Source organism: Cupriavidus sp. 05T313 (assembly GCF_056396665.1).
Map to the genome: position 1 here is coordinate 1 of NZ_JBFTLX010000098.1, position 23,389 is coordinate 23,389.

Genomic DNA, 23,389 nt, shown 5'->3' on the forward strand with positions numbered 1-23,389 from the left:
GGTGCAGCGTGGGCTTGGTCAGGTCGGCTTCGGTCGGGGTCATGGGTGGGCGAGTTGGATGGCGTCGAGCATCGACCACAGGATGTCGAGCTTGAATTGCAGGATGTCCAGCGCGCGCTGCTGCTGCTCCGGCGTGCGGAAGTAGCCGAGCGTCACGCGCAGGCCGTGATCGACATCGCGCTGCGCAAGCGGAATGCGCGAGCGGAAATAGTCCAGGCCTTGCGCTTCGATCCACGGATAGTGCCCGGGCCAGCCGGCCAGGCGCTCCTTGTGGATCTCCGGGGCATACATCTCGGTCAGCGAGGAACACACGGCCTCCTGCCAGGGCGCGCGGCGCGCGAAATTCACGTAGGCGTCGACGGCGAAGCGCACGCCGGGCAGCACGTGCCGGTGCGACCACAGCGCCTCGCGCTCGAGTCCCACCGCCTGGCCCAGCCGCAGCCAGGCTTCGATGCCCCCTTCCTGGGTCTCGGTGCCGTCATGGTCCAGGATGCGCACGACCCATTCGCGGCGCGTGGCGCGGTCGGGGCAGTTGGAGAGGACTGCCGCGTCCTTGAGCGGGATGCTGGTCTGATAGTAGAAACGGTTGGCCACCCAGGCGCGGATCTGTTCCGGCGTGCATTGCCCGGCCGCCATGCGCAGGTTGAACGGGTGGTGGATGTGATAGCCCGTTTCTTTCGCGCGCAGGCGTGCTTCGAATTCGGCCGCGCTCCATGCCGTGGCTTGCGTCATAGCGTGATCTCCATGCCGTCGTAGGCTACCTCGATGCCGTGGTCCGCCAGCAGGCCGCGCTGCGGCGAGTCGTCCACCAGGATCGGGTTGGTGTTGTTGATGTGGATCAGGATCTTGCGTGCCGCGGGCAGCCGGTCGAGGGTTTCGATCATGCCGCCCGGGCCGGACAGGGCGAGGTGCCCCATGTCCGCCGCGGTCTTGGCGGAGAAGCCAAGCTGCTGCATCTCGTCGTCGCGCCAGCAGGTGCCGTCCACCAGCACCACGTCGGCGCGCTGCAGTTCGTCGAGCACGTGCGGCTCGATGCGGCCCAGCCCGGGCGCATAGAAGGCGCGCCGGCCGGTGGCGGCATCGACGATGCGCAGCCCGATATTGTCGCCACGCCGCGGCGCGTTGCGGTTGGGGGAATAGGGCGGCGCCTTGCTCTCCAGCGGCACCGGCGTCAGCATCACGCCATGCAGCGGCGGCACCGTGAAGGGCGCGTCGTCCAGGGACAGCGTGTGCGTGTCAAGGCCGCAGTAGTGCGACAGCATGCGTGTCAGCGGGAACGCCGTGCCGAGATCCTGCAGCACCGCCGCGGTGGCGTAGACCGGCAGCGCCTGCCGGTGCTCGCGCAGCATCAGGAGGCCGGTGACGTGATCGATCTGCGCATCCATCAGCACCACCCCGGCAATACCTGTGTCGCGCGGCTGGCGCGCCGGCTGCAGCGCCGGCGCGTGGCGCAGCTGGTCGAGGATGTCGGGGGAGGCGTTGACCAGCACCCAGTCTTGTCCCTCGTCGCTCAAGGCGATCGACGACTGCGTGCGCGGCGTGGCGCGCAGCGTGCCGTTGCGTACGCCATCGCAATTGCGGCAATTGCAGTTCCACTGGGGAAAGCCACCGCCTGCGGCCGATCCCAGGACCCGGAGTATTGTCATGGCGCGTATCGATAGGGTTCGTTACGGAGTCGAAGAGCAAAAAGCCCGCCAGCGAGAAAAAAAGGCCCGCGGGGGCGGGCCTTGCCAGATCGGGGCATTCAGGCAAAAGTGCTCAGCGGTTGGCTATGTACATCGTGATCTCGAAACCCAGGCGTAGTTCTTTGTAGGCGGGGGTACTCCAGTTCATGTCTCCTCCTCGGGGGTGGCATAGTTAGTGAATGCATCGCGTCTTCTTGCGGCGAACGTCGCCGCGTTCTTTCCGAGGCAACATCCATGCCCGCAGCGCCGCTGCCGTCCCAGTGTTTTTTTCTCCGTACGCGGGATGGCCACCGCATGCACGTGCGGCAGGCGGGCCCGGCCACCGGCGATCCGTGGCTGGTGCTTCACGGCGGGCCGGGCAGCGGCTGCAGTCCGTCGATGGCGGCATGGTTCGATCCGCTGCGGCACCGTGTGGTCATGCCCGACCAGCGCGGCGCGGGCCGTTCGCGGCCCGCCGGGACGCTGCGCCGGAATAYGGCGGGCGCGCTGCTGGCAGACCTGGAGCAGTTGCGCGAGGCGCTTGGCGTCCAGCGCTGGAGCGTGGTGGGCGGATCGTGGGGGGCAGCGCTGGCGCTGGCCTACGCCGCGCGCTATCCCGGCGCGGTGGCGGCTCTGGTCCTGCGGGGCGCTTTCCTGACAGGCCGCGACGATATCCATCGGCTTTTTTCTCCGCGCGGCGGCGCGATGCTGCGGCGCGTCATGGGGAGGGGCGAGCGGTTGTCCGATGCCCGGGCTCGTCTGCTCACTGTGTCGCAAGTGTTGCAAAGTGGCACGACTGTTCAAAAACTGGACACTGCCGGACAGTGGCAGCGCGCCGAACGGCGGATGCTGGGCCTTGGCCAGACGCGGCCGGGGCGGCAGCCGTGGCGCGAGCGCATGGCGGCGGTGGACAAATACCGGATCCAGGCGCATTACCTGCGCCGCCGCGCCGGGCTGGGCAAGCCGGCGTTGCTGAAGGCGGCGTCGCAGATCGGTGCGCGCGACGTGCCGGTGACGTTGCTGCATGGCCGTGCCGATAAGGTCTGCCGGCCGGCCAACGCCCTGCGTTTGAAGGCGGTCATGCCCCAGGCGCGGCTGGTCTGGGTGCCCGGCGGACACTTGCCTGCCGGTGCCATGGCCGAGGCCCTGCGGGCCGCCATCGGTGCGGCGGGCTGCCGGCGGTGACGGATCCCACCCGGCGCGGATTCATGGGCGCCCTGCTGGCGATGGCGCTCGGCGGCGCGGGCCCGGCCGCCGCACTTGGCCGCGTGGTGCTGGCGAGGCTGCAGCCTGGCGTGTATGTGGCCAGCGCAGCCAATGCCGAGGTGGCGCGGACCAATGCCGGGGAGGTGGTGCCGACCCTGGTCCATGTGACCGGAGCCGGGGTGCTGGTGGTCGACCCGGGCCCGCATCTGGCCTGGGGGAACGGGTTGCTGGCGGCGATCCGGGCCGTGACGCCCGAGCCGGTGCGCTGGGTGGTCAACACCCATGCGCATCCCGAGAACGTGCTGGCCAACGCGGCCTTTGCGCGCTTGCGGCCGCGCCCCGCGTTCCTGGCCTCTGCCGCCACCGCCAGCCTGATGCGGCAGCGCTGCGAGGCGTGCCTGGCGCGCCTGGCCGCGCAACTGGGGCCAGCCGCGATGCGCGGCACGCGGATCGTGCTGCCGGAACCCGGCTTGCGGCATGGCGATCGCCTGCAGACCGGCGCCACCGCGTGGGAGGTGCATGTCCACGCGGGGGCGCATAGCGTTTCGGATACTGTGCTGCATGCGCCGCGGCGTCGGCTGTTATGCGTGGGCGGCCTGGCCTACCGCGACCGCGTTCCGGAGATGCAGGAGGCTTCCCTGCAAGGCTGGCGGCGCGCGCTGCGGGCCGTGTCGGCGCTACCCGCCGATCTCGTGGTGGGCACCGCGCCGGGCACGCCGGCGCAAACGCTGGCGCCCACGCTGGCCTACCTGGATGCGTTGGCCGGCGGCGTTGCCGCCGCACTGGAAGCGGGTGGCGATGCGGCGCGCGTGCTCAGCCCGGCGACCGCCGGGCCGTACCGCCATTGGCGCTACTTCGCTTCGCGCCATCCCTTGAATGTGCAGCACGCCTGGCGCGAGCTGGAAGACCTGTGGATGCACGGCGAGCCGCTGGCCTGAGCGCCAGCCGGCGCGCACGKCTGCCGTCTCAGCCATCTTGCTGCGGCAGCGCGTTGGCCTCGTCCAGCTTCCGGTAGACCGTATTGCGAGAGATGCCGAGCGCCTTGGCCGCCGCGGAAATATTGCCGTGGTGCGCCTTGACCGCGGCGACGATGGCCAGCACCTCGACGTCGGCCAGGCGGGTGGGCTGTGGGCCGGGCGCTACCTCCGGGGCGCGCCCGCCGGCCGGCGCGGCATCGGCTTCCAGCGTGGCGCCGTGCGCGGGGTGGGTGGCCTGGCGCGCCAGCCGGTCTTCCAGGAAATCGTCGGGCAGGTGGTCCTCGGTGATCTCCGCCTCGCCTTCGGCCATCAGGCGCGCGGTGCGCAGCAGGTTGCCAAGCTGGCGGATATTGCCCGGCCAGTGATAGCTGCGGAACATCGCCATCACCGAATCCTTGATGCGCGGTCCCCCGTTTGCCTGGCCCTCGCGTAACAGCTTGTCGGCCACCACATCGAGGTCGGTGCGCTCGCGCAAGGCCGGCAGGCGCACCACGAGGCCGTTCAGGCGGTAGTAGAGGTCTTCCCGGAACAGGCCGTTGGCCACCTGCTCGCGCAAATTGCGATTGGTGGCGCAGATCACTGACACGTCGACGTGGATCACCCGGCTGCTGCCCAGCGGCGTGACCGCGCGCTCCTGCAGCGCGCGCAGCATGCGCGCCTGCAGGTGCAAGGGCATATCGCCGATTTCATCCAGGAAGAGGGTGCCGCCGTTGGCCAGCAGCATCTTGCCGATGCCGCCTTTCTTGCGGGCGCCGGTAAAGGCGCCTTCTTCGTAGCCGAACAGCTCGGATTCGATCAGCGTCTCGGGTATCGAGGCGCAGTTGACAGCGATGAAAGGCCCGGCATTGCGCGGGCTGTCGGCGTGGATGGCGCGGGCCAGCAGTTCCTTGCCGGTGCCGGTTTCCCCCAGCACCATGACGGGAATATCCTTGCCGATCACCTTGCGCAGCTTGGTGATGACGCCTTTGATCTGGGCGTCGCCGGTGTCCAGGTCGTCCAGCCCGGCGGGGCGCCGGGCCGGTTGCGCGCCCGCACGGCGGGGCAGGGAGGCGGCATCAGGCATGCAGTGCGCCTCCTCCGCGCTGCCATTGTCGATGGCAGCCGCCGGGACGGACACGGCAGGCGCCTTCCACTCGACGCGTGCGCTGACCTTGACGCCGCTTGGCAGCGGCAGGTGCACGACGCCCCCCGGGGCCTTGCGCTCGGCGTCGAACAACTGCGACAGCGACAGGCCGAACAGCGAGGAGAAGGTGTGCGCGTGCAAGGCGCCGACCGACATCCCAAGCTGGAACTGCGCGCTGCGGTTGGCCGACAGGAAGCGTCCGCCCGGCGTAAAGGAGGCGATGCCTTCGACCAGGGTGCCGATAAACTCCGCGCGCGAGTGGAAACGCACGCACACCATGTCCTGGAAGGCATTGGCGAAAAGCTGGTTCTCGATCATTTGCGCCGACATCCGCACCAGCGCCATGGTGTGCTTGTGGAATCCGCGCTGGTCACCCGTCACATCGAGCGCGCCGACTGTCTTGCCGTACGCATCGAGGATGGGCATGCAGGAGCAGGTGAGGAAGCGGTTGGCCTCCAGGAAATGCTCCGCGCCGTGTACCAGCGTGGCCTTGCTCTCGGCCAGCGCGGTGCCGATGGCGTTGGTGCCCCGGCTTTCCTCGGACCACAGCGCGCCGGGCTGCAAGGCCACCTTGTTGGCCCTGGCGAGGAAGTCGTCGTCGCCCAGCGAGTGCAGGATCAGGCCGGCGGCGTCGGTCAGGATCACCATGCTCTGCGTGTTGACGATCTGGTCGTAGAGCGTCTCCATGACCGGCAGCGCGTGGGTGAACAGCGACTGGCTGCGCTCTATCTGCGTTTTCAGCTCGCTTTGCAGCACCGGGCAGAAGTCTGGCGATTCATAGGGCCGCAAGCCATAGGCTTCGGATCGCAGGTGGGCCTGGGCGATCAGGTCTGGCCGGTCGCCCTCCGCCGGGTTGCCCGTTGCCGCCGGCGGGACGCCGGCCGCTTGGAAAGTCATTTTTCTGTCTCCTGTGGAAGTCGCCCGCGATCTGTGCACGGGTCGCTCCGGGTCCTGGCGTGGTCGACATGGCCCGAAGTGTTGCTTCATGAAGCAAAACGCTTGCCAGGGTGTTGCATTCCAGGGCACTGGTTCCGGCGTGCTGTGTCACACGCCTGCCATTTGCCGGGGCCTCGTCCGGTTTATGGCCCACTTTGCGCTTGGTATGGCTTTTGCGGAAGTCACCTTCAAAACATAGTTCAACAACTGGAGGTGACACTGATGAAAACACCACGCCGCACACTTGCCCTGATTGCCATCTGCACGCTTCTGGCCGGGGCGCTACCCCAAGCGGCCTCGGCCCATGGGGACGTCACACCGCAAGCAGTGGACACCAAGACACTACCGCAACTCGGCGAAGAATGGCGTCCGGATAATCCATACAGGACGGGCGAAGCGCAGCAGGAAGCACTGCGTATCGGCTCCTCGGCCTACAACCAGAACTGCGCGCGCTGCCATGGGCTGGAAGCGGTGTCGGGCGGCATCGCGCCGGACCTGCGCAAGCTGGACAGCGATTGCGCGTCGCTGGCCAACGCCAGGAAGAAGCAGGAATGCATGGGCGAGGTCTCGCAGTACTTCACCACCACCGTGCGCAAGGGGCGCACGCGAGACGGCCGGGTCTACATGCCACCGTTCGATGGCGTGCTGAGCCAAGAAGCGGTCTGGTCCATCAAGACCTATCTCGAATCGCGGCACGAGTAAGGGCTGCGGGCCCGCCCGCGCTTCCACCGCATTCCCGCATTCCCTGATTCACAAACACAAAGATCAAGAAAACCAGGAGACCTCCCATGCGCGCCAGCCCTTTCCGGGACGCCGCTCCCTCCCTGCCGGCCCCCGCCGGCTCCCATCGCCTGGCCGGCGCACTGCTGGCGCTTGCCGCGCTCGTCTGCGTCCAGCCGTCGCTGGCCGATATGGCCAGGATCCGCCAGAGCGGGACCTTGAAGGTGGCCGTCTATAAGAGTCTGCCGCCATTTTCCACGGCAGCGGGCAACCCGTTGCCGGGCATCGACGTGGCGCTGGCGAAGGCCCTGAGCAAGCAGATGGGGCTGTCGGTGTCGCTGYTGCCGTTCGATGCTGACGAGAACATGTCGGATGACCTGCGCAATATGGTGTGGCGTGGCCATTACCTGGGCTATGGCCCGGCGGATGTGATGCTGCATGTGCCGGTGGACCGTGCGTTCATGCGCGCGAACGACAAGGCGCTGATCTTCGCGCCTTATCACCGCGAGATGTTCGTGCTGGTCCACGACCGCGAGCGTGTCTCCGAGGTCCGGCAGCTGGAGGATCTGGCCGGCCAGCCTACCGGCGCGGAAGCGGGCTCCGCCGGTGCCAATGCCCTGTTGTCCGGGGCGCAGGGCGCGCTGCGCGACAAGGTCAAGATTTATGCCGGGCCGGACGAAACGCTGCGCGCGCTGTTCGCCGGCGAGATCGCCGCGGCGATGGTCACGCGCTCGCAATACGAAAGCGCGCTCAAGGCGGCCGGCCAGTCCGCCGCGCGCTTCGCCACGGTGGACGTTGCCTCGCCGCTGCTGCCCGCGCGCGGCTGGGCCATCGGCATGGCGGTCAAGGCGGACGAGGGCGAACTCGCGGAGTCGCTGCAGAACGCGCTGGACGCGATCCGCCGCAGCGGCGAGCTGCAGCAGATCTTTGCCCAGTACGGTGTGTCGCTGCAAACGCCGTGAGATTCTCCAGCGGCTGGGCGTGCGGTATGAAACCGGGCGTCAAGTGGGGCGTGGTCCCCGGTCAGGCGCTACGCAATCTCAAGCAGCGACTTAGGTTGGCCGCTGGTCAGCGCTACTCGTCGAACAGGTCCGGCCCGAACACTTCATAGTGAATGCGCGTCTCCGGGATGTCCAGGTTCTGGAGGGCATCGTGCTGCATCCGCATGAACGGGATCGGTCCGCAGATGTAGTAGTCAGCGTCCGGCAGCATGATGGAATCCTTGATCAAACTGACGTCGACCAGACCCTCGTAATCGAAATCCTTACCCTGGACGTCTTCCGGGAGAGGCTCGTTATAGAACACAAGCAGCTTGAAGTTGGCGTGCTCATGCGATGCTTCGCGCAGACGGTTGCGCATGGCCTGCACCGCACTATTGCGGGCGCCATGCACGAACACTACCTGCCGCGGCGGTTCCTGAAGCGCCTTCTTCAGCATGCTGACCATGGGGGTCAGCCCTACGCCGCCGCTGATCAGCACGATCGGGGACCTGGCATTTACGTCGATGTAGAAGCTGCCGTACGGCGCGGCGAGCCTGACCTCGTCGCCAACACCGACGTGATCGTGCAGCAGGCAAGAGACATAACCCGCCGGCGTCGTGCCGCCACTCTCGCGCTTCACCGATATCCGGTAACTTCGCCCGTTCGGCACATCGGAGAGGCTGTACTGCCGAATCTGCTGCAGGCCAAGAGAGGGCACCTGGATCGCGACGCTGGTGTACTGGCCAGGCTCGAAATTCACCACCGGGCCGCCATCGGCCGGTTCCAGGATGAACGAGGTGATGACGTCGCTCTCAGGCCGCTTCTCGCGGACGATGAATGTGCGCCAGCCTTTCCAGCCGCCATCCTGCTCGGCGGAGCGCTCGTACAACTCGCTTTCGATACCCATCAGGATGTCAGCCAGGTTCCCGTACGCCTGCGCCCAGGCGGAGATGATCTCGCCGGTCGCCGCATCCCCGAGAACATCCTTGATCGCGCCGAGCAGGTGTTCACCGACGATCGGGTATTGCTCCGGCCGCACGCCAAGACTTGCGTGTTTGTTTGCGATGTTTTTCAGAACGGCCGAGAGACTCTCGGGATTCTCGATATTCGCGGCGTAGGCATACACTGCGCGCGCCAGGGCCTGCTGCTGCTGCCCTTGTTCCTGGTGCGCCATATTGAAGACGTTCTTGAGTTCCGGGTGCGCCTCGAACATGCGTTTATAGAAACGCTGGATGATGGCGTATCCGTGTTCCGCCAGCACCGGGGCGGTGGATTTGACGATGTCCTTGGTCTTCTGGGTGAGCATTGCATCGTTCCTTCGAAGATTGGCAACAGGTGTGAACCACACCCGTTCAAAGTCTATACCTCACCCGGCTTCGGGGGGGATGCGGCAACCCTTGTGCAGCCAGTCATGTACGCCGTAGCGAACTCGCGATCGCGCGCGTATCAGAGGGGCATTGGCTCACCCCCGAATGCTTCAAGCTCGCGCGCGAGGCTTTGCGCGGCCAGTTCGACCAGTGCGCGTCCCTTTTCCGGTGTCGCCTGTCCCGGGTCGGAACCGATGCGCCCGTCCGGGAACCGCGCACGAAAGTCGAGCGCCTCCCGGATGGGACCCGATGGGGCGATTTGGGGTGTATAGCGGGCCGACTTCACGGCGGCGGGGAAGGCCCACTGTGTAATGGCAATCTCGGAAGGCGTGGCGTGAGAGCCATGGCCGGTCGGGAACTGCTCGCGCGCGAGCTCGTTGACGCCTGCCAGGTCCCACCAGTTGCACAGCTTCAGTGCGAATCCGGCGCGGCGCCGGGAAAAACTGGCTTCGGCATAGATCTCGGAGAACGCGGCCTCGATGGAGGCCACATTGCCGCCATGGCCGTTGAGGAACAGGATTTTCTCGAATCCGTGCCCCACCAGTGAGCGGGTCCAGTCACCGATCGCGGCAATGAAGGTCGACGGGCGCAGCGAGATGGTGCCGGGAAAGCCGAGGTGATGCTGGGCCATGCCAATGTTGAACGTCGGCGCCACCAGGATATCGGCTGTCTTTTCCGCCTCGCGCGCAATGATCTCCGGGCAAAGCCAGTCGGTGCCAAGAAGCCCCGTTGGCCCGTGCTGCTCGTTGGAACCGATTGGCACGACAATCACGCGGCTGCGCTTGAGAAACTGTTCGACTTCGGCCCAGGTGGATAGATGTAAAAGCATGGTTGCTCCTTCTTTCGTGTGTTCCTCTCGGAACCTTGTATGTGGTTTGCAGTGGACTACCGGCGCTCAGGCAACTTGTTGGCGAGGAGGATCAGCGAGGCGATCAGCGGCATCAACGCCATGACCAGCACGCCAGGATGCAGGCTGCCGGTCGCGGTCTTGGCCCACCCGATGATGGCCGGGCCCCAGAAGCCGCCGGACAAGCCGATCGTGTTGATCAGCGCAATGCCGCCGGCTGCCGCCGGGCCCTTGATGTACTCGGCCGGCATGGCCCAGAACACCGTGTAAGTCATCCAGAGCGCGGTGGTGCCGAGCGTAAGCAGGACAAGCGACAGACCGAGATTGCCGTCTGCGAGTGCCGACCCGGCGAGCAACAGGGCAGCGAAGAAGGCGGGCACTGCGCTGTGATATCGGCGCTCGCCCTTTTGATCGGAGCGGCGCCCCATGTAGTACATGCYGAATGCGGCGCCAAGGTATGGCAATGCGGTGTACCAGCCGAGCTGCACGGTATCGGCCACGCCCTGCGCCCTGATCAGGGTCGGGAGCCAGAAGCTCATGGCATAGATGGCCGCGATAATGCAGAAGTACGCAAGGGCGAGCACATAGACCCTCGCATCCCGTGCCACCGCCATGAACGAGTGCTTGTGCGCGACGGATACCCCGAGCTCAGCTGCCAGAAAACGTTTTTCCTGGTCCGTCAGCCAGGCCGCATCCGCGGGGCGGTTCGGCACGAGCGACAGTGCAAGGAACCCCAGCAATACGCAGGGGATGGCCTCGATCAAGAACATCCACTGCCAGCCGGCGAGGCCGGCGGTGCCGGACATGGTGGTTATCAGCCACGCCGAAGCGGGTCCTCCGACAATGCCGCCGATCGGTCCCGCCAGGAAGACGATCGCGATGGCGCGCCCCATGCGCTGCGGTCCGTACCAGCACGACAGGTAGTAGATCATGCCCGGGGCAAAGCCTGCCTCAAAGATGCCGAGCAGGAAGCGCATGGCATAGAACGTTGGCACATCACGCACGAAGAGCATGCAGGCGGACGTGATGCCCCACAGCACGAGGATCCGGCTGAACGTCTTGCGCGCGCCCACGCGAGGCAGCAGCAGGTTGCTTGGCAGCTCGAACAGTACATAGCCGAGAAAGAAGATGCCTGCACCCACGCCGTAAGCGGCGTCGGAGAAGCCGAGGTCGCTTTGCATCTGCAGTTTGGCAAAGCCGATGTTGACCCGGTCGAGATAGGCAAACAGGTAACAGATCAGGAGGAACGGCAGCAGGCGCCAGTTGATCTTGTTGTAGAGCGTCGAAGTGTCGTCGACGGCGCTTTCGTTCGGAATGACTAACATGCCGGTCTCCAGTGCGTTGTGTTTGATGCCGCTTATCCAGTCCGCCGATGGTGACAGAGCCGGGGGTTCCGACCAACAGTAAGCGGGCTCACGCTTCGTTCTAATCTGAGCAACGCAACCCATCCGTATCGCATGGTGAAGATGGCCGGAGTCAGGCCCGGTCGTCATGGCGGGGGATGGCCGGGCAGGCGCGATGAAGTTCATGTATGGTTGCCTCCTGCCCATCACATTGGCTCAATTGTGTTTCGACATGCGAGAGATCAATCAGCTGCGATTACGATACTTCCGTGAGGTTCTGGCGCACGGCACCATTCGCGGGGCGGCGGACAGCCTCAATACGTCACCCTCCGTGATCACTCGACAGATCAGGCTGCTTGAAGAAGAACTGGGCGCTACGCTGTTCGAACGCCAGTCGCGCGGTGTGAAACCGACGGAGGCGGCCGCGCATCTGCTCGAGTTCTGGCGCGGCTACCGTTCGCATCAGGAGAATCTCGAGGACCAGCTGCACGCGCTGAAGGGATTGCAGCAGGGCAAGGTCCAGGTGGCCATGAGCGAGGGCTATGTCGATGCGCTCGTCAACGAAGTCCTTGCGCCRTTTTGCGCGCGGTACCCGATGCTGGATATCAGCATGGAGATCCTGCCAGTCGACGATGTCCTGAACGAAGTCGCTGAAAGCCGCGCCCACATCGGCCTTGCCTACAATCCACCGCCTCACCCGCGCATCGAGTACCGTGCCAGTTCTCCGCAGCCCGTGGTGCTGCTGGTTCGTCCCGATCACCCGCTGGCGTTGCGCGGCGGCGAAGCCAGCATCCGCGATGTGCTGTCATACCCGCTCGCGCTGATGCCGGAGTCCTTTGGCATCGGGCACGCCGCGAAGATGCTGGAGTTCGCGGAGAACATAAAGATCCGCCCGACGCTCGTCACCAACTCGTTGACGGCGCTGAAGCAATTTGTCGCCTATGAGAACTTCATTACGCTGATCGGAGAATTCGCGGCGTATCGCGAGATCGCTGCCGGGAGCCTGGTCACCGTACCGATCAATCATCCATTGCTCAGGGGCACCCAGGCGCGGTTGCTTGTGAAGACCGGCCGGCCCCTGCCTGCTGCGGCATCCGAGTTCCTTGAGCACATTACGCGCCGCATGTCGATGTTTGCCGCCAGCCGGAAGGCATCGGACAAGCAGTAGCCGGCGGAGCCGGCAAGGCAGATTCCCTTGACGGAAACGGTTATCCGAAAGTGAAGACGAAGGCCTGGACGCCCGGGTCCAGGAAACGGATGTCGAAGGTGTGCTCGCCGACCTTTCCCGGCTGGCGAACGAGTTGGTAGAGCCTGGTCTGCGTGACGGTGCCGTTGCCATCCGGGTCGGTATCGGTACCGTGGCTGGCACCGGGCGCCTTGCCGTCGACCAAGACACGGAAGCGCACCGGCGTGCCGTCGGCGCCGGGGCCGAGCACGAGGTGCAGGTCACGCGCGCGGAAGCGGTAGGCGATGCCGCCGCCGGCGCGGTTGAGCGTGGCTTGTTCGGCGTCCACGGTCCAGTTGCCGCTCAGGCCCCAGCTATTCAGGCGCGGCTCGGCGATCGTGTAGTCGCGTGCGGTGCCGGCGCGCAGGCCCTCGGGCGACGCGAAGCCGGATGCCTGCTGGTAGCCGATATAGGTCTCCCGCGAGCGCACGTTGTCCAGGTCTGGCGCCGCTTGCGCACCGGACGTGTCGAATTTGACCGGCGCGGTGCCGGCCTTTTGCGCACCGGCTTCCTTCAGCAAAGCCTGAATGACAGCCTCGGACTGTTCATAGCCGCCCTCGCCGAACTGGTGGTGGCGAATCTGCCCGCTGGCATCGATGAAGTACAGCGCCGGCCAGTAGCTGTTGCCGAACGCCCGCCAGATCCGGAAGTCGCCGTCCACCGCGACCGGGTAGCGGATCTTGAATTGCTCCACGGCCCGGCGCACGTTGCCGACACGCTTCTCGAAGGCAAACTCGGGCGTATGCACGCCGATGACCACCAGCCCCTGGTCCTTGTATTTTTCCGCCCAGGCGCGGATATAGGGGAGCGTGCGAATGCAGTTGATGCAGGAGTACGTCCAGAAATCCACCAGGACGCAGCATGAGGCAACGGAAAGGAAGCTGGCGGCGATTCCGCTGATCCCGGTTCCCGCCATCACGCTGGATGGCACGGCCGATGGCGTCGTCCCGGCAACCGACGGCAAAGCCAGCGCCGCACGGTTTGCCGGGCCGCGCATTCATCGGCAGATTCCGGGTGTCGGCCACAACTTGCCGCAGGAAGCACCCGAGGCCTTTGCCGACGCGGTGACAGAACTCGTGCGCGGCGGCAGATGGCGCACGTGAGTGGCGCGCGAAGGCAGGCGGCATTGGACTGACTGGCGCACGAGATGTCCGCCCCGCCCACGCGGGCCGGGCGGCGTTCAATGGCGCCCTGGCGTGCTCTAGTGACCAGCGCTCTGCCCGCCGTCGACATGCAGGATTTCGCCAGTTACGAAGGGCGCCGAATCCAGATACAGGATGGCGTCCACGATATCGCTCATCTCGCCCATACGGCCTACCGGATGGAGTGCCCCGAGCGCGGCATGGGTTTCCGGCGGGTGCATCGAGGACTTGATGATTCCCGGCGAGACGGCATTCGCGCGAATGCCACTCTTGGCGTATTCGATGGCGAGCGATTTCGTGGCCGCGTTCAGTCCGCCCTTGGTCAGCGATGCCAGTACAGAAGGCACGCCGTTGATGGCGTGGTCGACCAGGCTGGTGGTGACGCTGATCACGTGGCCGCTCGACCTCTTCTCCATTTCGGCGATGGCGAGCTGCGTGATGTAGAAGAAGCCCGCGAGGTTCACGCCCGTTTTCGCCGCGTAGTCTTCGGCGGTGTACTGGGTAAAGGGCTTCGCGATGAAGATGCCGGCGTTGTTGACCAGCGTGTCGATGCGGCCGAAGCGTGCCACGGCTTCGGCGATGACGCGCCGGGCGGTGGCCGGATCGGCGATGTCGCCTGCGACCGTCAGGATGTTGTCATCATCCGATGGCTTGATGGATCGCGCCGTTGCAACAACGCGGTAGTCGCGCTTGCGGAAAGCCTTGACCACCTCTGCGCCAATACCTTGCGATGCACCAGTAACGACGACGACTTTTTGCGATGTGCTCATGATAAACCTCGATACAAGTTGATTCGGCTCTCTTGCCGATCGGGCCGGCGGCACCGATTGGTCCTAAATCTAGTTGAATCGATGCTGAGTTCGAATACCCGCCATGGACAAAGAGTCTTGCCTGACGGGAACAAATCAGGCGCAAAGCCAGTGCCCGCACCGATCTGTCCGTCTGTTGAGCGTGCGGGAACGCCGGCGCACCGGCTCGACAGTCTCACGGGCCGGGAGATGGCAGGAACGGCGGCGCGCAAGGGGTGCGCCACATGCCGTGCGCCTTGCGATTGCCAACGCGGATAGCAGGCATCGGGAACTGCGGATGCCACGTTGGCCGGAAGCCCGGCGCATTTCGATTTACACCATGTAACAACCCATGTGCTGTGCGGCGGGCTAATCGGCGGACCGATTGAACCTATATTTTCCGCACGGACGACGGGTAGTCATCCGCTTCGTTGGAAATGCGGCACCCCGCTCATGTGAGGAATCAGTGCGTGCCGCGCAGCTCCGACCGGGCCCCCGGCGCGATGCCATCGTCGGACCTGCCACCCAACCCGGACACATCCCAGATACAAGTAATTCGTATCCTGGAAATCAAAGCCAACCTCAAAAAAGGGGAATTAAGCATGTCTGAAGAGATTAACCCTGACCGTCGTCGCTTCCTTGGTGCCGCGGCTGTCGGAATCGGTGCCTTGGAGTTGGGCCTGACCGGACTCGCTCGTGCGCAGTCGAGTCCTGCCGGGCAGTCTGTTCCAGTCGCCGCCTCGGCGACGTCCGGTGCGTCGTTCGGCAACCTCAGGCAGATCGAAGCCGGTGTTCTCAGCGTCGGCTATGCCGAGGTTGGACCGCACGATGGTCCCGTCGTTATCCTGCTGCACGGCTGGCCGTACGACATTCACAGTTACGTCGATGTGGCCCCGCATCTGGCAGCCGCTGGCTACCGGGTCATTGTTCCGCATACGCGCGGTCACGGCACGACGCGGTTTCTCTCCGACAAGACATTCCGCAATGGCCAGCAATCGGCAGTTGCGCTCGACACCATTGCATTGATGGACGCACTCAGGATCGACAAKGCGGTTCTCGCCGGATACGACTGGGGATCGCGGACGGCTTGTGTCATCGCAGCGCTGTGGCCGGAGCGTTGCAAAGCCATTGTTTCCGCCAATGGCTACATCATCAATAACCTTGAGTTCAACAAGCGCCCGTTGCCGCCGAACGCCGAGCACGCATGGTGGTATCAGTTCTACTTCGCTACGGAACGCGGCAAGGCCGGCCTCGAGGCTAACCGGCGTGATTTCGCCAAGGTTATCTGGAAGGAGAATTCCCCTAAGTGGAACTTTGATGATGCAACGTTCGACCGTACGGCGGCGTCCTTCGACAACCCGGACTATGTGGCGATTGTGATTCACAACTACCGTTGGCGACTCAGTCTTGCCGGGGGCGAGCCCCAATACGACAGTATCGAGAAGCGCCTGGCCACAGGCCCGGCGATCACGGTGCCGGCGATCACGATCGACGGAGATTCGAACGGCGTCGCACCGGCTACGGATGGTAGTACTTACGCGAAAAGGTTCACAGGCAAGTACGCGCATCGGATTGTCAAAGGTGCGGGCCACAACCTTCCACAGGAAGCGCCAAAGGCCTTTGCGGATGCCGTAATCGAAGTCGCCCGCTACTAGCGGGCGCGGGTCGGGGGACGTTCCGGATCGCCTGTGCCGGGACGGTCCCTCTCGTGGATCGGCGCGGCCCCCGCGTCGATCTGTTTTTCCGGGGGGCGGCGGTTGCTGGCGTGATCCGGGCTTGCACAGGGTTATTTGCGATCGGAAAGGAGCTTCTGTATGGCCGCTTCCGTTTCCTCGTAGTGTCCTTCGCCAAAATGCTGGTAGACGATCTTGCCGCTGGCATCGACAAGATAGAGGGCGGGCCAGTATTGGTTCCTGTAGGCGTCCCAGATGACATACGCGTTGTCCTGCACGACCGGATACCGGATGTCGAGGCGCTTGAGAGCAGCCTGTCCGTTCGAGGTCGATTTCTCGAACGGGTACTCGGGCGTATGCACGCCGACCACCATCAGCCCATTGTCCCGGTATTTGTCGTACCACTGCTTGACGTGCGGGAGCGTGTTGATGCAGTTGATGCAGGTGTAGGTCCAGAAATCGACAAGCACCACCTTGCCGCGCAGTGCGGAGATTGTCAGCGGCTCGGTGTTCAGCCACTTCGCGTTGGCGGGAAACWCCGGCGCCTTGCCATGGTCGGCAGGCGAGGGGGCTATCGCACTGCCGTGTGTTGCTGCGAGTAGGGATACGGCTGCGATACAGGCACGAATCGAGCGGTGCATGAGTCAGACTCCGAGGTGGATTGAGGGGAAAGAGTTGGTCAGCCAGGCTACGGCAATCACGTCATACTGGAAGTACATGGCAACGGCGGTTGCGGCGACAATCGCGCCAAAGCCGCGCTGCAAATGATGTGCATGGCGGGCGACCTTGCGGCCGCGGGTGGTCACGAACCGGCCGCCGTAGGCAATGGCCAGCATGGGAATCGCGGCGCCCGCGGCGAACAGCGTGAGGAGCTTTGCGGCACGCCCCAGGTCCTGCGCCCTGGCGACCAGTGCGAGGATGGAAGCCAGTACCGGCCCCGCGCACGGCGTCCAGACCACGCCCAGCGTCGTACCTAGCACGAAGCCGCCAACCATGCCATTGCCTGCCCGGGCACCGACGCCGGCAAGGCGGTCGATCACGGCGCCAAACGGCGTCATGAGCCGGTCGAATAGCCGCGGCCAGATTCGAGCGAGCCCGGATGCGAACAGAATCAGGATGGAGACATCCCGGATCAGGCCGTGCACGTCACCGAGAGAGCTCGAAAGTGCACTGAATGCAATGCCCACCGAGGAGAACGCGGTGACGAACCCCAATGCGATTGACAGCGGACGCAGAGGATTTTGCTCGCCGATGGACGTGCTCACCACCATCGGCAGCACGGGAAGCACGCATGGGGACGCGATCGTCAGCACGCCGGCCGAAAATGCCAGTATGAGTTCGATCATGGCCGGCTCCGGCAAAGCCCCGGCAAGGCGCGCCCGGTGATTTCCGCTCTGCGGCGCCGCTGCGGTAAATGGGGTAGGGTGGCGGTTGTTGAAGTCACGAATGCCTCCGGTGTTGACGCGATGGCGCTATTGCAACGCTCGCGCGTATGCCGGATGTTTCGGGAAACGGCCGGAAATGAAATGTTTCTTGTCCGCGGGCGGTCCAGATACATGACGATACAAAGCGCCACGGAGGCAACGGCACAATGGCATCAAGGCGCGGGCTGCGCGCCGCGATCCTGGAGGGGAAACGAAAATGAAGCGTTCACTGCTGCTCGCCACGATGATCTTGTCCGCACTCGCGTATGAGCTTCGCGCAGGTGCGACCTGCCGATGGGCTTTCTCCAGACCGCCTGTTCTGCGCCTGACGGGCGCCGCACGGCGACGGCGTGTTCGCCCTGTGACCGGCAACCACCCTGCCAATCTGACGGTGCGCCATGACGCAGCCTGACCATATCCTTATCGTGGACGACGACCGGGAGATCCGTACGCTGGCGGCCGAGTATCTCGAACGCAGCGGGATGCGTGTGACCCTTGCGGCGAACGGACGCGAGATGCGCGCGGCCTTGGACAAGGGCGCGGTGGATCTCGTCGTGCTGGACCTGATGCTTCCCGGCGAAGACGGACTGACGTTGTGCCGGGACTTGCGCGCAAGCGAACGCAAGAACATGCCAGTGCTGATGCTTACTGCCCGCAACGAGGAGGCCGATCGTATCCTGGGGCTTGAGATGGGCGCGGACGACTACCTCGTCAAGCCATTCGCGGCGCGCGAACTGCTGGCCAGGATACGTTCGGTGCTGCGGCGCACGCGCATGCTGCCCCCCAACCTGCAGATCACCGAAGCGGCTACCGTGCTGGCTTTCGGCCCCTGGCGGCTGGATACGACCGCGCGGCACCTGCTCGACGATAACGACGTCATCGTCGCCCTCAGCGGCGCGGAGTACCGGCTACTGCGGGTCTTCCTCGACCATCCGCAGCGCGTGCTGAACCGGGACCAACTGCTCAACCTGACGCAGGGACGCGAAGCCGAACTGTTCGAGCGCTCCATCGACCTGATGGTGAGCCGCCTGCGGCAGCGTCTGCGCGACGATGCCAAGGAGCCCCGCTATATCAAGACGGTGCGCAGCGAGGGCTATGTGTTCGCGGCGATGGTGGAGATTCGGGAGGCGCGCACATGAGCCGCCCGGACGGGATCCTGCGAGGATGGCCGCGCACGTTGTTTGCTCGCCTGATGGTGATACTGCTGATCGGCCTCGTGCTGGCGCAAGGGCTTGCCTTCAGCCTCGTGCTGCGGGAGCGTTCGCAGGTCGCCGACAGGTTGATGCTGGGCAACCTCGGGCGCGATGTGGCCAGTTCCGTTGCCATCCTGGACATGATGCCGGCGGATAAGCGGCCGGCCTGGCTCGATCGGCTGGGGCGCCGAAACTACAGCTATCTGCTCAACGCCGGCACGGCCGGCGGCGACCCGCCAGCCTTGCAACTATCCCAGGAAGCCGTCGCGACGATCGCAGAGGCACTGGGGGAGCGTTACGATGTGACGGCAAATACACTGTCTGCAGATGGGGCGCAATTCCAGGTGCATTTGCGCCTGAGCGACGGCAGTCCGCTCACCATTGATGTCCATCCGGCGCCAACGGGATTGTCGGCCTGGTTGCCGGTGCTCCTGTGCGTTCAACTGGCGCTGCTGGCAGGCTGCGCTTGGATCGCCGTGCGCCTGGTAACGCGGCCGCTGAAGCAACTGGCGGCAGCCGCGGAGAATCTGGGGCCCGATCTGAAGGCCGACCTTATCCCCGAGCGCGGGCCGGCCGAGGTCGTACACGCCGCGGCGGCCTTCAACGCCATGCAGCAGCGCATCGCCGGGTATCTCGCCGAGCGCGTGCAAATTCTCGCGGCGATCTCCCACGACTTGCAGACGCCCATCACGCGAATGCGGTTGCGCCTGGACTTGATGGAGAGATCCGAGACGCAGGACAAGCTTTACAGCGATCTTCGCGCGATGGAGCATCTGGTCCGCGAGGGTGTCGCCTATGCGCGCACGCTGCATGGCAGCGCGGAAGCGCTGGCCCGCGTGGACCTCGATGCACTGCTGGACAGCCTGGCTTGTGACTATCGGGACGGTGGGCATGCGATTACCCTGGACGGCAAGGTCGGCGCACCGGTACTGACGCGCCCACAGGCGCTGCGTCGCATCCTGACGAACCTCGTGGACAACGCGCTCAAGTTCGGCGGCGACGTGGATATTGCTGTGTTCCGGGAGGCGGAAGGCAGTCTTGCCATTGCAGTGCGGGATCGCGGTCCCGGCATTCCCGAAGCCGAGCTTGAACGGGTCATGCAGCCGTTCTATCGCCTCGAGACGTCCCGGAACAGGGGGACGGGCGGTACGGGCCTGGGGTTGGCGATTGCGCAGCAACTGGCGCAGGCCCTTGGCGGGCGGCTCATACTCTCCAATCGGCAAGAGGGCGGCCTTCAGGCCAGGCTCACCCTGCCTGCACAGGCATAGCGGGCTGTTCCGGCGCGCGGCGCCTCGTTTCCAGCGACGGCAGGCTGGGTGGGCTGCACGTCGCGTTTAGCGTTTAGCGGTTGGCGTTTGGTGTCTGGTGTTTGGCATGAAGCACTTCGTGCCGCGTCCCGACAAGGTGCGGTCCGTGCCGTCCTCCGGTCCGGGTCCAGTCTCTCCGCCCTCGGCCGCCGTTTCTTCATTCCCTCCTCCTCGCTGCCGCGACGGACGATTTTGTATTCGTTTGTATCGCTTGCCCAGTGCGATACGTGTGCTCACAGTGCCACGGCGAAATCGCTACGGGCCAGATACATCGGTCGCCTTAAATGCTTCCTGTAGCGCGGCGGCGGCAACCAAGACCAGATCATCCCGCCCGCGCCGCAACACCGTCCGCGCCGGACACCGGCGCAACTGCCCTACACGAACCTGGATAAGCATCATGAAAATCATCAACGTCACAATCTTTGCCAAGCGCCTTGTCTCGATCGTTGCCCTTTTGGCCGCCGCCGGTGGGGTACAGACTGTGTCCGCAGCCGAGCTGGCTTCGGATCATGGCGCTGGCCCAAGCGCAGCCGCCGCGCGCAGCGTAGAGCGGGACCCGTTCACTGACGGCGCGCGTAGTGGCGAGCGTGACGTCTACACGGATGGCGCCCGTTATGTCGATGGCACCGCGCGATTCGTCGCGGGCCTGGATCGCGTTGGCGTCTCCGCTTCGCCCGCCCGCGGCTCAGATGCCGCTGCCGACAGCGCTGCCATGCTCGCCCGCATCAGCAACCGTGACGGCTATACCGAAAGCGAACACGCTGCAGATCCCCGCTTGGCCGCATAGCACGTCCCGTCACTCCGATGACCGCCCGGATTGATCGCATACGATTGATAAACAGCCTTTTAAATTTCCAGTAAGAAATCCATCATGACCCAACTCGAAAATGTACTCTACACCGGCAAAACCCACACCTCCTCCGGTGGGCGGAACGGCACGTCCCGCAGCTCTGATGGCCGCCTGGACATTCAGCTCTCGTCTCCCGGCACCGCCGGCAGCGGCACCAATCCGGAGCAGCTGTTTGCCGCTGGCTGGTCGGCCTGTTTTATCGGTGCGATCGGGATCGCGGCTGGCAAAATGAAGGTCACTCTCCCGGCCGACCTGGCCATCGACGCGGAAGTGGACCTGGGCACAGCCGGCGGCGCCTACTTCCTTCAAGCGCGTCTCAATGTCAGCCTCCCGGGTCTGGAGCACGAAGTCGCCCAGGCGCTGGTGGACGCCGCGCACCAGACGTGCCCGTACTCCAAAGCCACAAGCGGCAACATCAACGTCGTGATCAACCTGGTCTGAGCCAGCGTTTTCATAAATCCGGCCTGCCCGTGCTTATCGGGCAGGCAACCTTTCCACATCCTCTTGAACTCGCACCAGAACGCTCGACTTCCAGATGATTCGAAATCGAGCGGGCTTGTTGGAACCCGGTTCCAGGCAAAACCCTATGCGTTACGCGCGGACGAAATTCTTGTCCATGGAATAGACCGGCCTGCGTGACCCTGGCGGCGCTGGAAGGGATAACGCAACCGATCGGAGACTGGCGCGCGGGCGCCGTGTGGGGCCTCAGCCATGCAAGACCCGTGAGGCGTCAAGTTACTGTGGCCGGCGAAGTCCTGGACGCGAGGGTGAAGGCCACTCGGATTTATTCCGTCGTGTAGCAAGTGATGTTCCACGTCGGCGGCTTATCGGGGCGGCACCGGAGCCTATAGTTTAGCCAAAGCGGAATGCCGATCGTCTACATCATATGTCCGGCATGGAGGATCGGATTCCGCATCCGCGGCAAGGCGGTTCCCGTTGTTGAACAATGAAAGCGGTGGCATCTACGGCCGCCATGCCGAGCCAATCAATTAATCAATCATTCTTGAGATGTCTTTGTTCAGCCGTAACCATTGAGGAGCCGAAATGTCCGTGGAATCCAAACTCGCAGATCTTGGCCTTGCGCTGCCGCAGCCGCCGCAGCCCCTGGGCAGCTACACCGCGACCAGTGAAGCAGGCGACCTTCTTTTTATATCGGGGCAACTCCCGCTTCGGGAGGGCCGCGTCATTTTTCAAGGGCGCGTTGGCGAAGTCCTGACCGTGGAGCAAGGCAAGCAGGCGGCTGAACTGGCCGCTTTGAACGTTCTGGCGCAAATCAGGCACTACCTTGGCGGATTTGAGCGGCTGGATCATATCGTGCGCGTCGAAGGCCATGTGAGCAGTGCCGAGGGCTATTTCGATCAACCCGCGGTGATCAACGGCGCCTCGGATTTGTTTGCCGCCGTGCTGGGTGAAAAGGCCGGCCATGCACGTTCGGCGTTCTCGCATAACCAGCTGCCTGCCAACGCCGCTGTCGTGCTGGTAGTCATCGCGAAGATAAGGCCGGCGCAGTAGCTCAGTGCGCGAACTTCTCCACCAGGAAATCGACGAAGGTTCGCACGCGCAGCGACAAATGGCGCGCGTGCGGGTAGAGCAGGATGAACGGCCGGGTGGCCCCGCCATACTCCGGCAACACCTCCACCAGATTCCCCTCGCGCAGGTCAGACTCCACCACGAATCGATAGGTCTGAAACAATCCCGCTCCTGCGCGCGCCAGCGTAGCGCCGCCGAGCACGTCCTCGGAGCATCCGTAGCTTCCCGTTGTCGCGATGTCGATGTGTTTCCCTTCATGACTGAAGGTCCAGGCCAACCGCCGTCCACTGCTGGGAATATCGAACTGAATGCACTCGTGCGTGTGCAACTCGTCAAGCGTAGTCGGTTTGCCCGCGCGCTTGAGATAGCCCGGCGTAGCGACGACCACGAGTTCCGCGTCCTCCAGTTTCCTGGCGATGAGCGTGGAGTCCTCGGGCGCCTTGCCACGGACCGACAGATCGTAGACGTCGTCTGCGAATTCGACGTTGCGATTGCTGATATGGGTTTCGACGGAAACATCGGGGAAGCGCCGATGGAATTCCGGCAGCACCGGTAGCACCCGGTAGTGCGCATATGGGGTTGGCAGGCTGATGCGCAGCAGACCTGCCGGACTCCCGTGTTGACCGCTCACTTGCCGCTCGGCATCGACCAGTTGCGCCAGCGCGTTGCGAGATTGCTCGAAATAGATCCGGCCTTCATCCGTCAACCTTATCTGGCGTGTCGTCCTGACAAAGAGGCGTACACCCAGACGCGATTCCAGGCGGGAAACGGAGCGGCTTACTGCTGCCGGCGTCACGCTGGTGGCAATCGCTGCTGCCGTAAAACTGCTGAGTTCTGCGGCGAGACAGAAGAGCTCGATGCTGCCGAGCTGAAGGTCATCGAATTTGCGTTTCATCGTTTTGCGGGCATGTAACGACTGTTATGTCGCGAGGGGCGTTTATCGGTGCCGGCCCATCCAATAGATTGGAGTCCCCGGGCTGGACACGCATTGCAATCAGCCCTTCATTCAGGAGAACTCGATGCAGTTGATCTACGTTGGCGACCCGATGTGTTCGTGGTGTTACGGATTTGGAAATATTTTGACGGAACTCACG

At 64.4% G+C, this 23,389-nt stretch carries 22 protein-coding genes and 2 pseudogenes; 12 read left to right on the forward strand and 12 right to left on the reverse strand.

The genetic code is table 11. The features are described from left to right. Nucleotides 1-39: 39 nt before the first annotated feature. The 3 genes from pqqC to pqqA form a co-directional block, all read right to left on the reverse strand. Nucleotides 40-732 carry a pyrroloquinoline-quinone synthase PqqC gene (gene pqqC, locus AC1DKD_RS21010; RefSeq protein ID WP_441627961.1) on the reverse strand — a complete coding sequence of 231 codons (693 nt, stop codon included), beginning with the start codon at nucleotides 730-732 and terminating at the stop codon, nucleotides 40-42. Next, nucleotides 729-1,646: a pyrroloquinoline quinone biosynthesis protein PqqB gene (gene pqqB, locus AC1DKD_RS21015; protein ID WP_441627959.1), complete on the reverse strand. Its 918-nt coding sequence runs from the start codon at nucleotides 1,644-1,646 to the stop codon at nucleotides 729-731. The genes pqqC and pqqB overlap by 4 nt, the downstream gene beginning before the upstream one ends. Nucleotides 1,647-1,758: 112 nt before the next feature. Beyond that, a complete protein-coding gene (gene pqqA, locus AC1DKD_RS21020; protein ID WP_081862055.1) occupies nucleotides 1,759-1,833 on the reverse strand; it encodes a pyrroloquinoline quinone precursor peptide PqqA in 75 nt (24 codons plus the stop codon). Nucleotides 1,834-1,919: 86 nt separating this feature from the next. On the opposite strand from pqqA, the gene AC1DKD_RS21025 reads away from it, so the two are divergent. Together AC1DKD_RS21025 and AC1DKD_RS21030 are read left to right on the forward strand one after the other, a co-directional pair. Continuing rightward, complete coding sequence (locus AC1DKD_RS21025) at nucleotides 1,920-2,849, forward strand: alpha/beta fold hydrolase (RefSeq protein WP_477143663.1); 930 nt, start codon at nucleotides 1,920-1,922, stop codon at nucleotides 2,847-2,849. 23 nt (nucleotides 2,850-2,872) lie between these two features. Further along, a complete protein-coding gene (locus AC1DKD_RS21030; RefSeq protein WP_441627955.1) occupies nucleotides 2,873-3,808 on the forward strand; it encodes an MBL fold metallo-hydrolase in 936 nt (311 codons plus the stop codon). A 28-nt stretch (nucleotides 3,809-3,836) separates the two neighbouring features. Here AC1DKD_RS21030 and AC1DKD_RS21035 read toward each other — a convergent pair whose 3' ends face one another. After that, the gene (locus AC1DKD_RS21035) at nucleotides 3,837-5,867 is read right to left on the reverse strand and encodes a sigma-54-dependent Fis family transcriptional regulator (protein ID WP_441627953.1); all 2,031 of its coding nucleotides are present in this window, start codon (nucleotides 5,865-5,867) and stop codon (nucleotides 3,837-3,839) included. Between the two features lie 261 nt (nucleotides 5,868-6,128). Here AC1DKD_RS21035 and pedF point away from each other — a divergent pair, with 261 nt between their 5' ends. Further along, nucleotides 6,129-6,608 (forward strand): cytochrome c-550 PedF, encoded by a 480-nt coding sequence (gene pedF, locus AC1DKD_RS21040; protein WP_441627951.1) that lies wholly within the window; start codon nucleotides 6,129-6,131, stop codon nucleotides 6,606-6,608. 86 nt (nucleotides 6,609-6,694) lie between these two features. Continuing rightward, a complete protein-coding gene (locus AC1DKD_RS21045) occupies nucleotides 6,695-7,588 on the forward strand; it encodes a substrate-binding periplasmic protein (protein WP_441627949.1) in 894 nt (297 codons plus the stop codon). 112 nt (nucleotides 7,589-7,700) lie between these two features. On the opposite strand, the gene hmpA is transcribed toward AC1DKD_RS21045, so the two are convergent. The 3 genes from hmpA to AC1DKD_RS21060 form a co-directional block, all read right to left on the reverse strand. After that, nucleotides 7,701-8,912, reverse strand: coding sequence for an NO-inducible flavohemoprotein (hmpA, locus tag AC1DKD_RS21050; RefSeq protein WP_441627947.1), 1,212 nt, complete (start codon nucleotides 8,910-8,912; stop codon nucleotides 7,701-7,703). Nucleotides 8,913-9,052: 140 nt separating this feature from the next. Beyond that, nucleotides 9,053-9,802, reverse strand: a complete 750-nt coding sequence (locus AC1DKD_RS21055) for a creatininase family protein (protein WP_441627945.1) — start codon at nucleotides 9,800-9,802, stop codon at nucleotides 9,053-9,055. Nucleotides 9,803-9,858: 56 nt separating this feature from the next. After that, nucleotides 9,859-11,145: an MFS transporter gene (locus AC1DKD_RS21060; RefSeq protein ID WP_477143664.1), complete on the reverse strand. Its 1,287-nt coding sequence runs from the start codon at nucleotides 11,143-11,145 to the stop codon at nucleotides 9,859-9,861. Nucleotides 11,146-11,395: 250 nt separating this feature from the next. Between AC1DKD_RS21060 and AC1DKD_RS21065 the strand changes: the two genes are divergently transcribed. Further along, nucleotides 11,396-12,331, forward strand: a complete 936-nt coding sequence (locus AC1DKD_RS21065) for a LysR family transcriptional regulator (RefSeq protein WP_441628029.1) — start codon at nucleotides 11,396-11,398, stop codon at nucleotides 12,329-12,331. 40 nt (nucleotides 12,332-12,371) lie between these two features. Here the strand turns inward: AC1DKD_RS21065 and AC1DKD_RS21070 are convergent. Next, nucleotides 12,372-13,244, reverse strand: a pseudogene (locus AC1DKD_RS21070) (redoxin domain-containing protein); the annotation flags it as partial. Between the two features lie 16 nt (nucleotides 13,245-13,260). Here AC1DKD_RS21070 and AC1DKD_RS21075 point away from each other — a divergent pair. Next, nucleotides 13,261-13,491 (forward strand): annotated as a pseudogene (locus AC1DKD_RS21075) (alpha/beta fold hydrolase); the annotation flags it as partial. A gap of 98 nt (nucleotides 13,492-13,589) precedes the next feature. On the opposite strand, the gene AC1DKD_RS21080 reads toward AC1DKD_RS21075, so the two are convergent. After that, complete coding sequence (locus AC1DKD_RS21080) at nucleotides 13,590-14,300, reverse strand: SDR family NAD(P)-dependent oxidoreductase (RefSeq protein WP_441628027.1); 711 nt, start codon at nucleotides 14,298-14,300, stop codon at nucleotides 13,590-13,592. A 620-nt stretch (nucleotides 14,301-14,920) separates the two neighbouring features. Between AC1DKD_RS21080 and AC1DKD_RS21085 the strand changes: the two genes are divergently transcribed. After that, nucleotides 14,921-15,973, forward strand: a complete 1,053-nt coding sequence (locus AC1DKD_RS21085; RefSeq protein WP_477143666.1) for an alpha/beta fold hydrolase — start codon at nucleotides 14,921-14,923, stop codon at nucleotides 15,971-15,973. A 131-nt stretch (nucleotides 15,974-16,104) separates the two neighbouring features. Here AC1DKD_RS21085 and AC1DKD_RS21090 read toward each other — a convergent pair whose 3' ends face one another. Both AC1DKD_RS21090 and AC1DKD_RS21095 read right to left on the reverse strand, forming a co-directional pair. Then, the gene (locus tag AC1DKD_RS21090; protein ID WP_477143665.1) at nucleotides 16,105-16,632 is read right to left on the reverse strand and encodes a thioredoxin family protein; all 528 of its coding nucleotides are present in this window, start codon (nucleotides 16,630-16,632) and stop codon (nucleotides 16,105-16,107) included. 3 nt (nucleotides 16,633-16,635) lie between these two features. Further along, complete coding sequence (locus AC1DKD_RS21095; protein WP_441627939.1) at nucleotides 16,636-17,337, reverse strand: cytochrome c biogenesis CcdA family protein; 702 nt, start codon at nucleotides 17,335-17,337, stop codon at nucleotides 16,636-16,638. 476 nt (nucleotides 17,338-17,813) lie between these two features. Between AC1DKD_RS21095 and AC1DKD_RS21100 the strand changes: the two genes are divergently transcribed. From AC1DKD_RS21100 to AC1DKD_RS21120, 5 genes are all read left to right on the forward strand, one after another. Continuing rightward, entirely contained in the window at nucleotides 17,814-18,554 is a 741-nt protein-coding gene (locus AC1DKD_RS21100; RefSeq protein ID WP_441627937.1) for a response regulator, read from the forward strand. Continuing rightward, on the forward strand, nucleotides 18,551-19,876 hold the full coding sequence (locus AC1DKD_RS21105; protein ID WP_441627935.1) for an ATP-binding protein: 1,326 nt from the start codon (nucleotides 18,551-18,553) through the stop codon (nucleotides 19,874-19,876). Before AC1DKD_RS21100 ends, AC1DKD_RS21105 begins: the two co-directional genes overlap by 4 nt. A gap of 436 nt (nucleotides 19,877-20,312) precedes the next feature. After that, nucleotides 20,313-20,702, forward strand: a complete 390-nt coding sequence (locus tag AC1DKD_RS21110; protein ID WP_441627933.1) for a hydroxyquinol 1,2-dioxygenase — start codon at nucleotides 20,313-20,315, stop codon at nucleotides 20,700-20,702. Nucleotides 20,703-20,786: 84 nt separating this feature from the next. Next, nucleotides 20,787-21,206, forward strand: coding sequence for an organic hydroperoxide resistance protein (locus AC1DKD_RS21115; RefSeq protein ID WP_477101719.1), 420 nt, complete (start codon nucleotides 20,787-20,789; stop codon nucleotides 21,204-21,206). 603 nt (nucleotides 21,207-21,809) lie between these two features. Continuing rightward, a complete protein-coding gene (locus AC1DKD_RS21120) occupies nucleotides 21,810-22,277 on the forward strand; it encodes a RidA family protein (RefSeq protein WP_441627929.1) in 468 nt (155 codons plus the stop codon). A 1-nt stretch (nucleotide 22,278) separates the two neighbouring features. On the opposite strand, the gene AC1DKD_RS21125 is transcribed toward AC1DKD_RS21120, so the two are convergent. Beyond that, nucleotides 22,279-23,190 carry a LysR family transcriptional regulator gene (locus tag AC1DKD_RS21125; RefSeq protein WP_441627927.1) on the reverse strand — a complete coding sequence of 304 codons (912 nt, stop codon included), beginning with the start codon at nucleotides 23,188-23,190 and terminating at the stop codon, nucleotides 22,279-22,281. Nucleotides 23,191-23,389 lie beyond the last annotated feature (199 nt).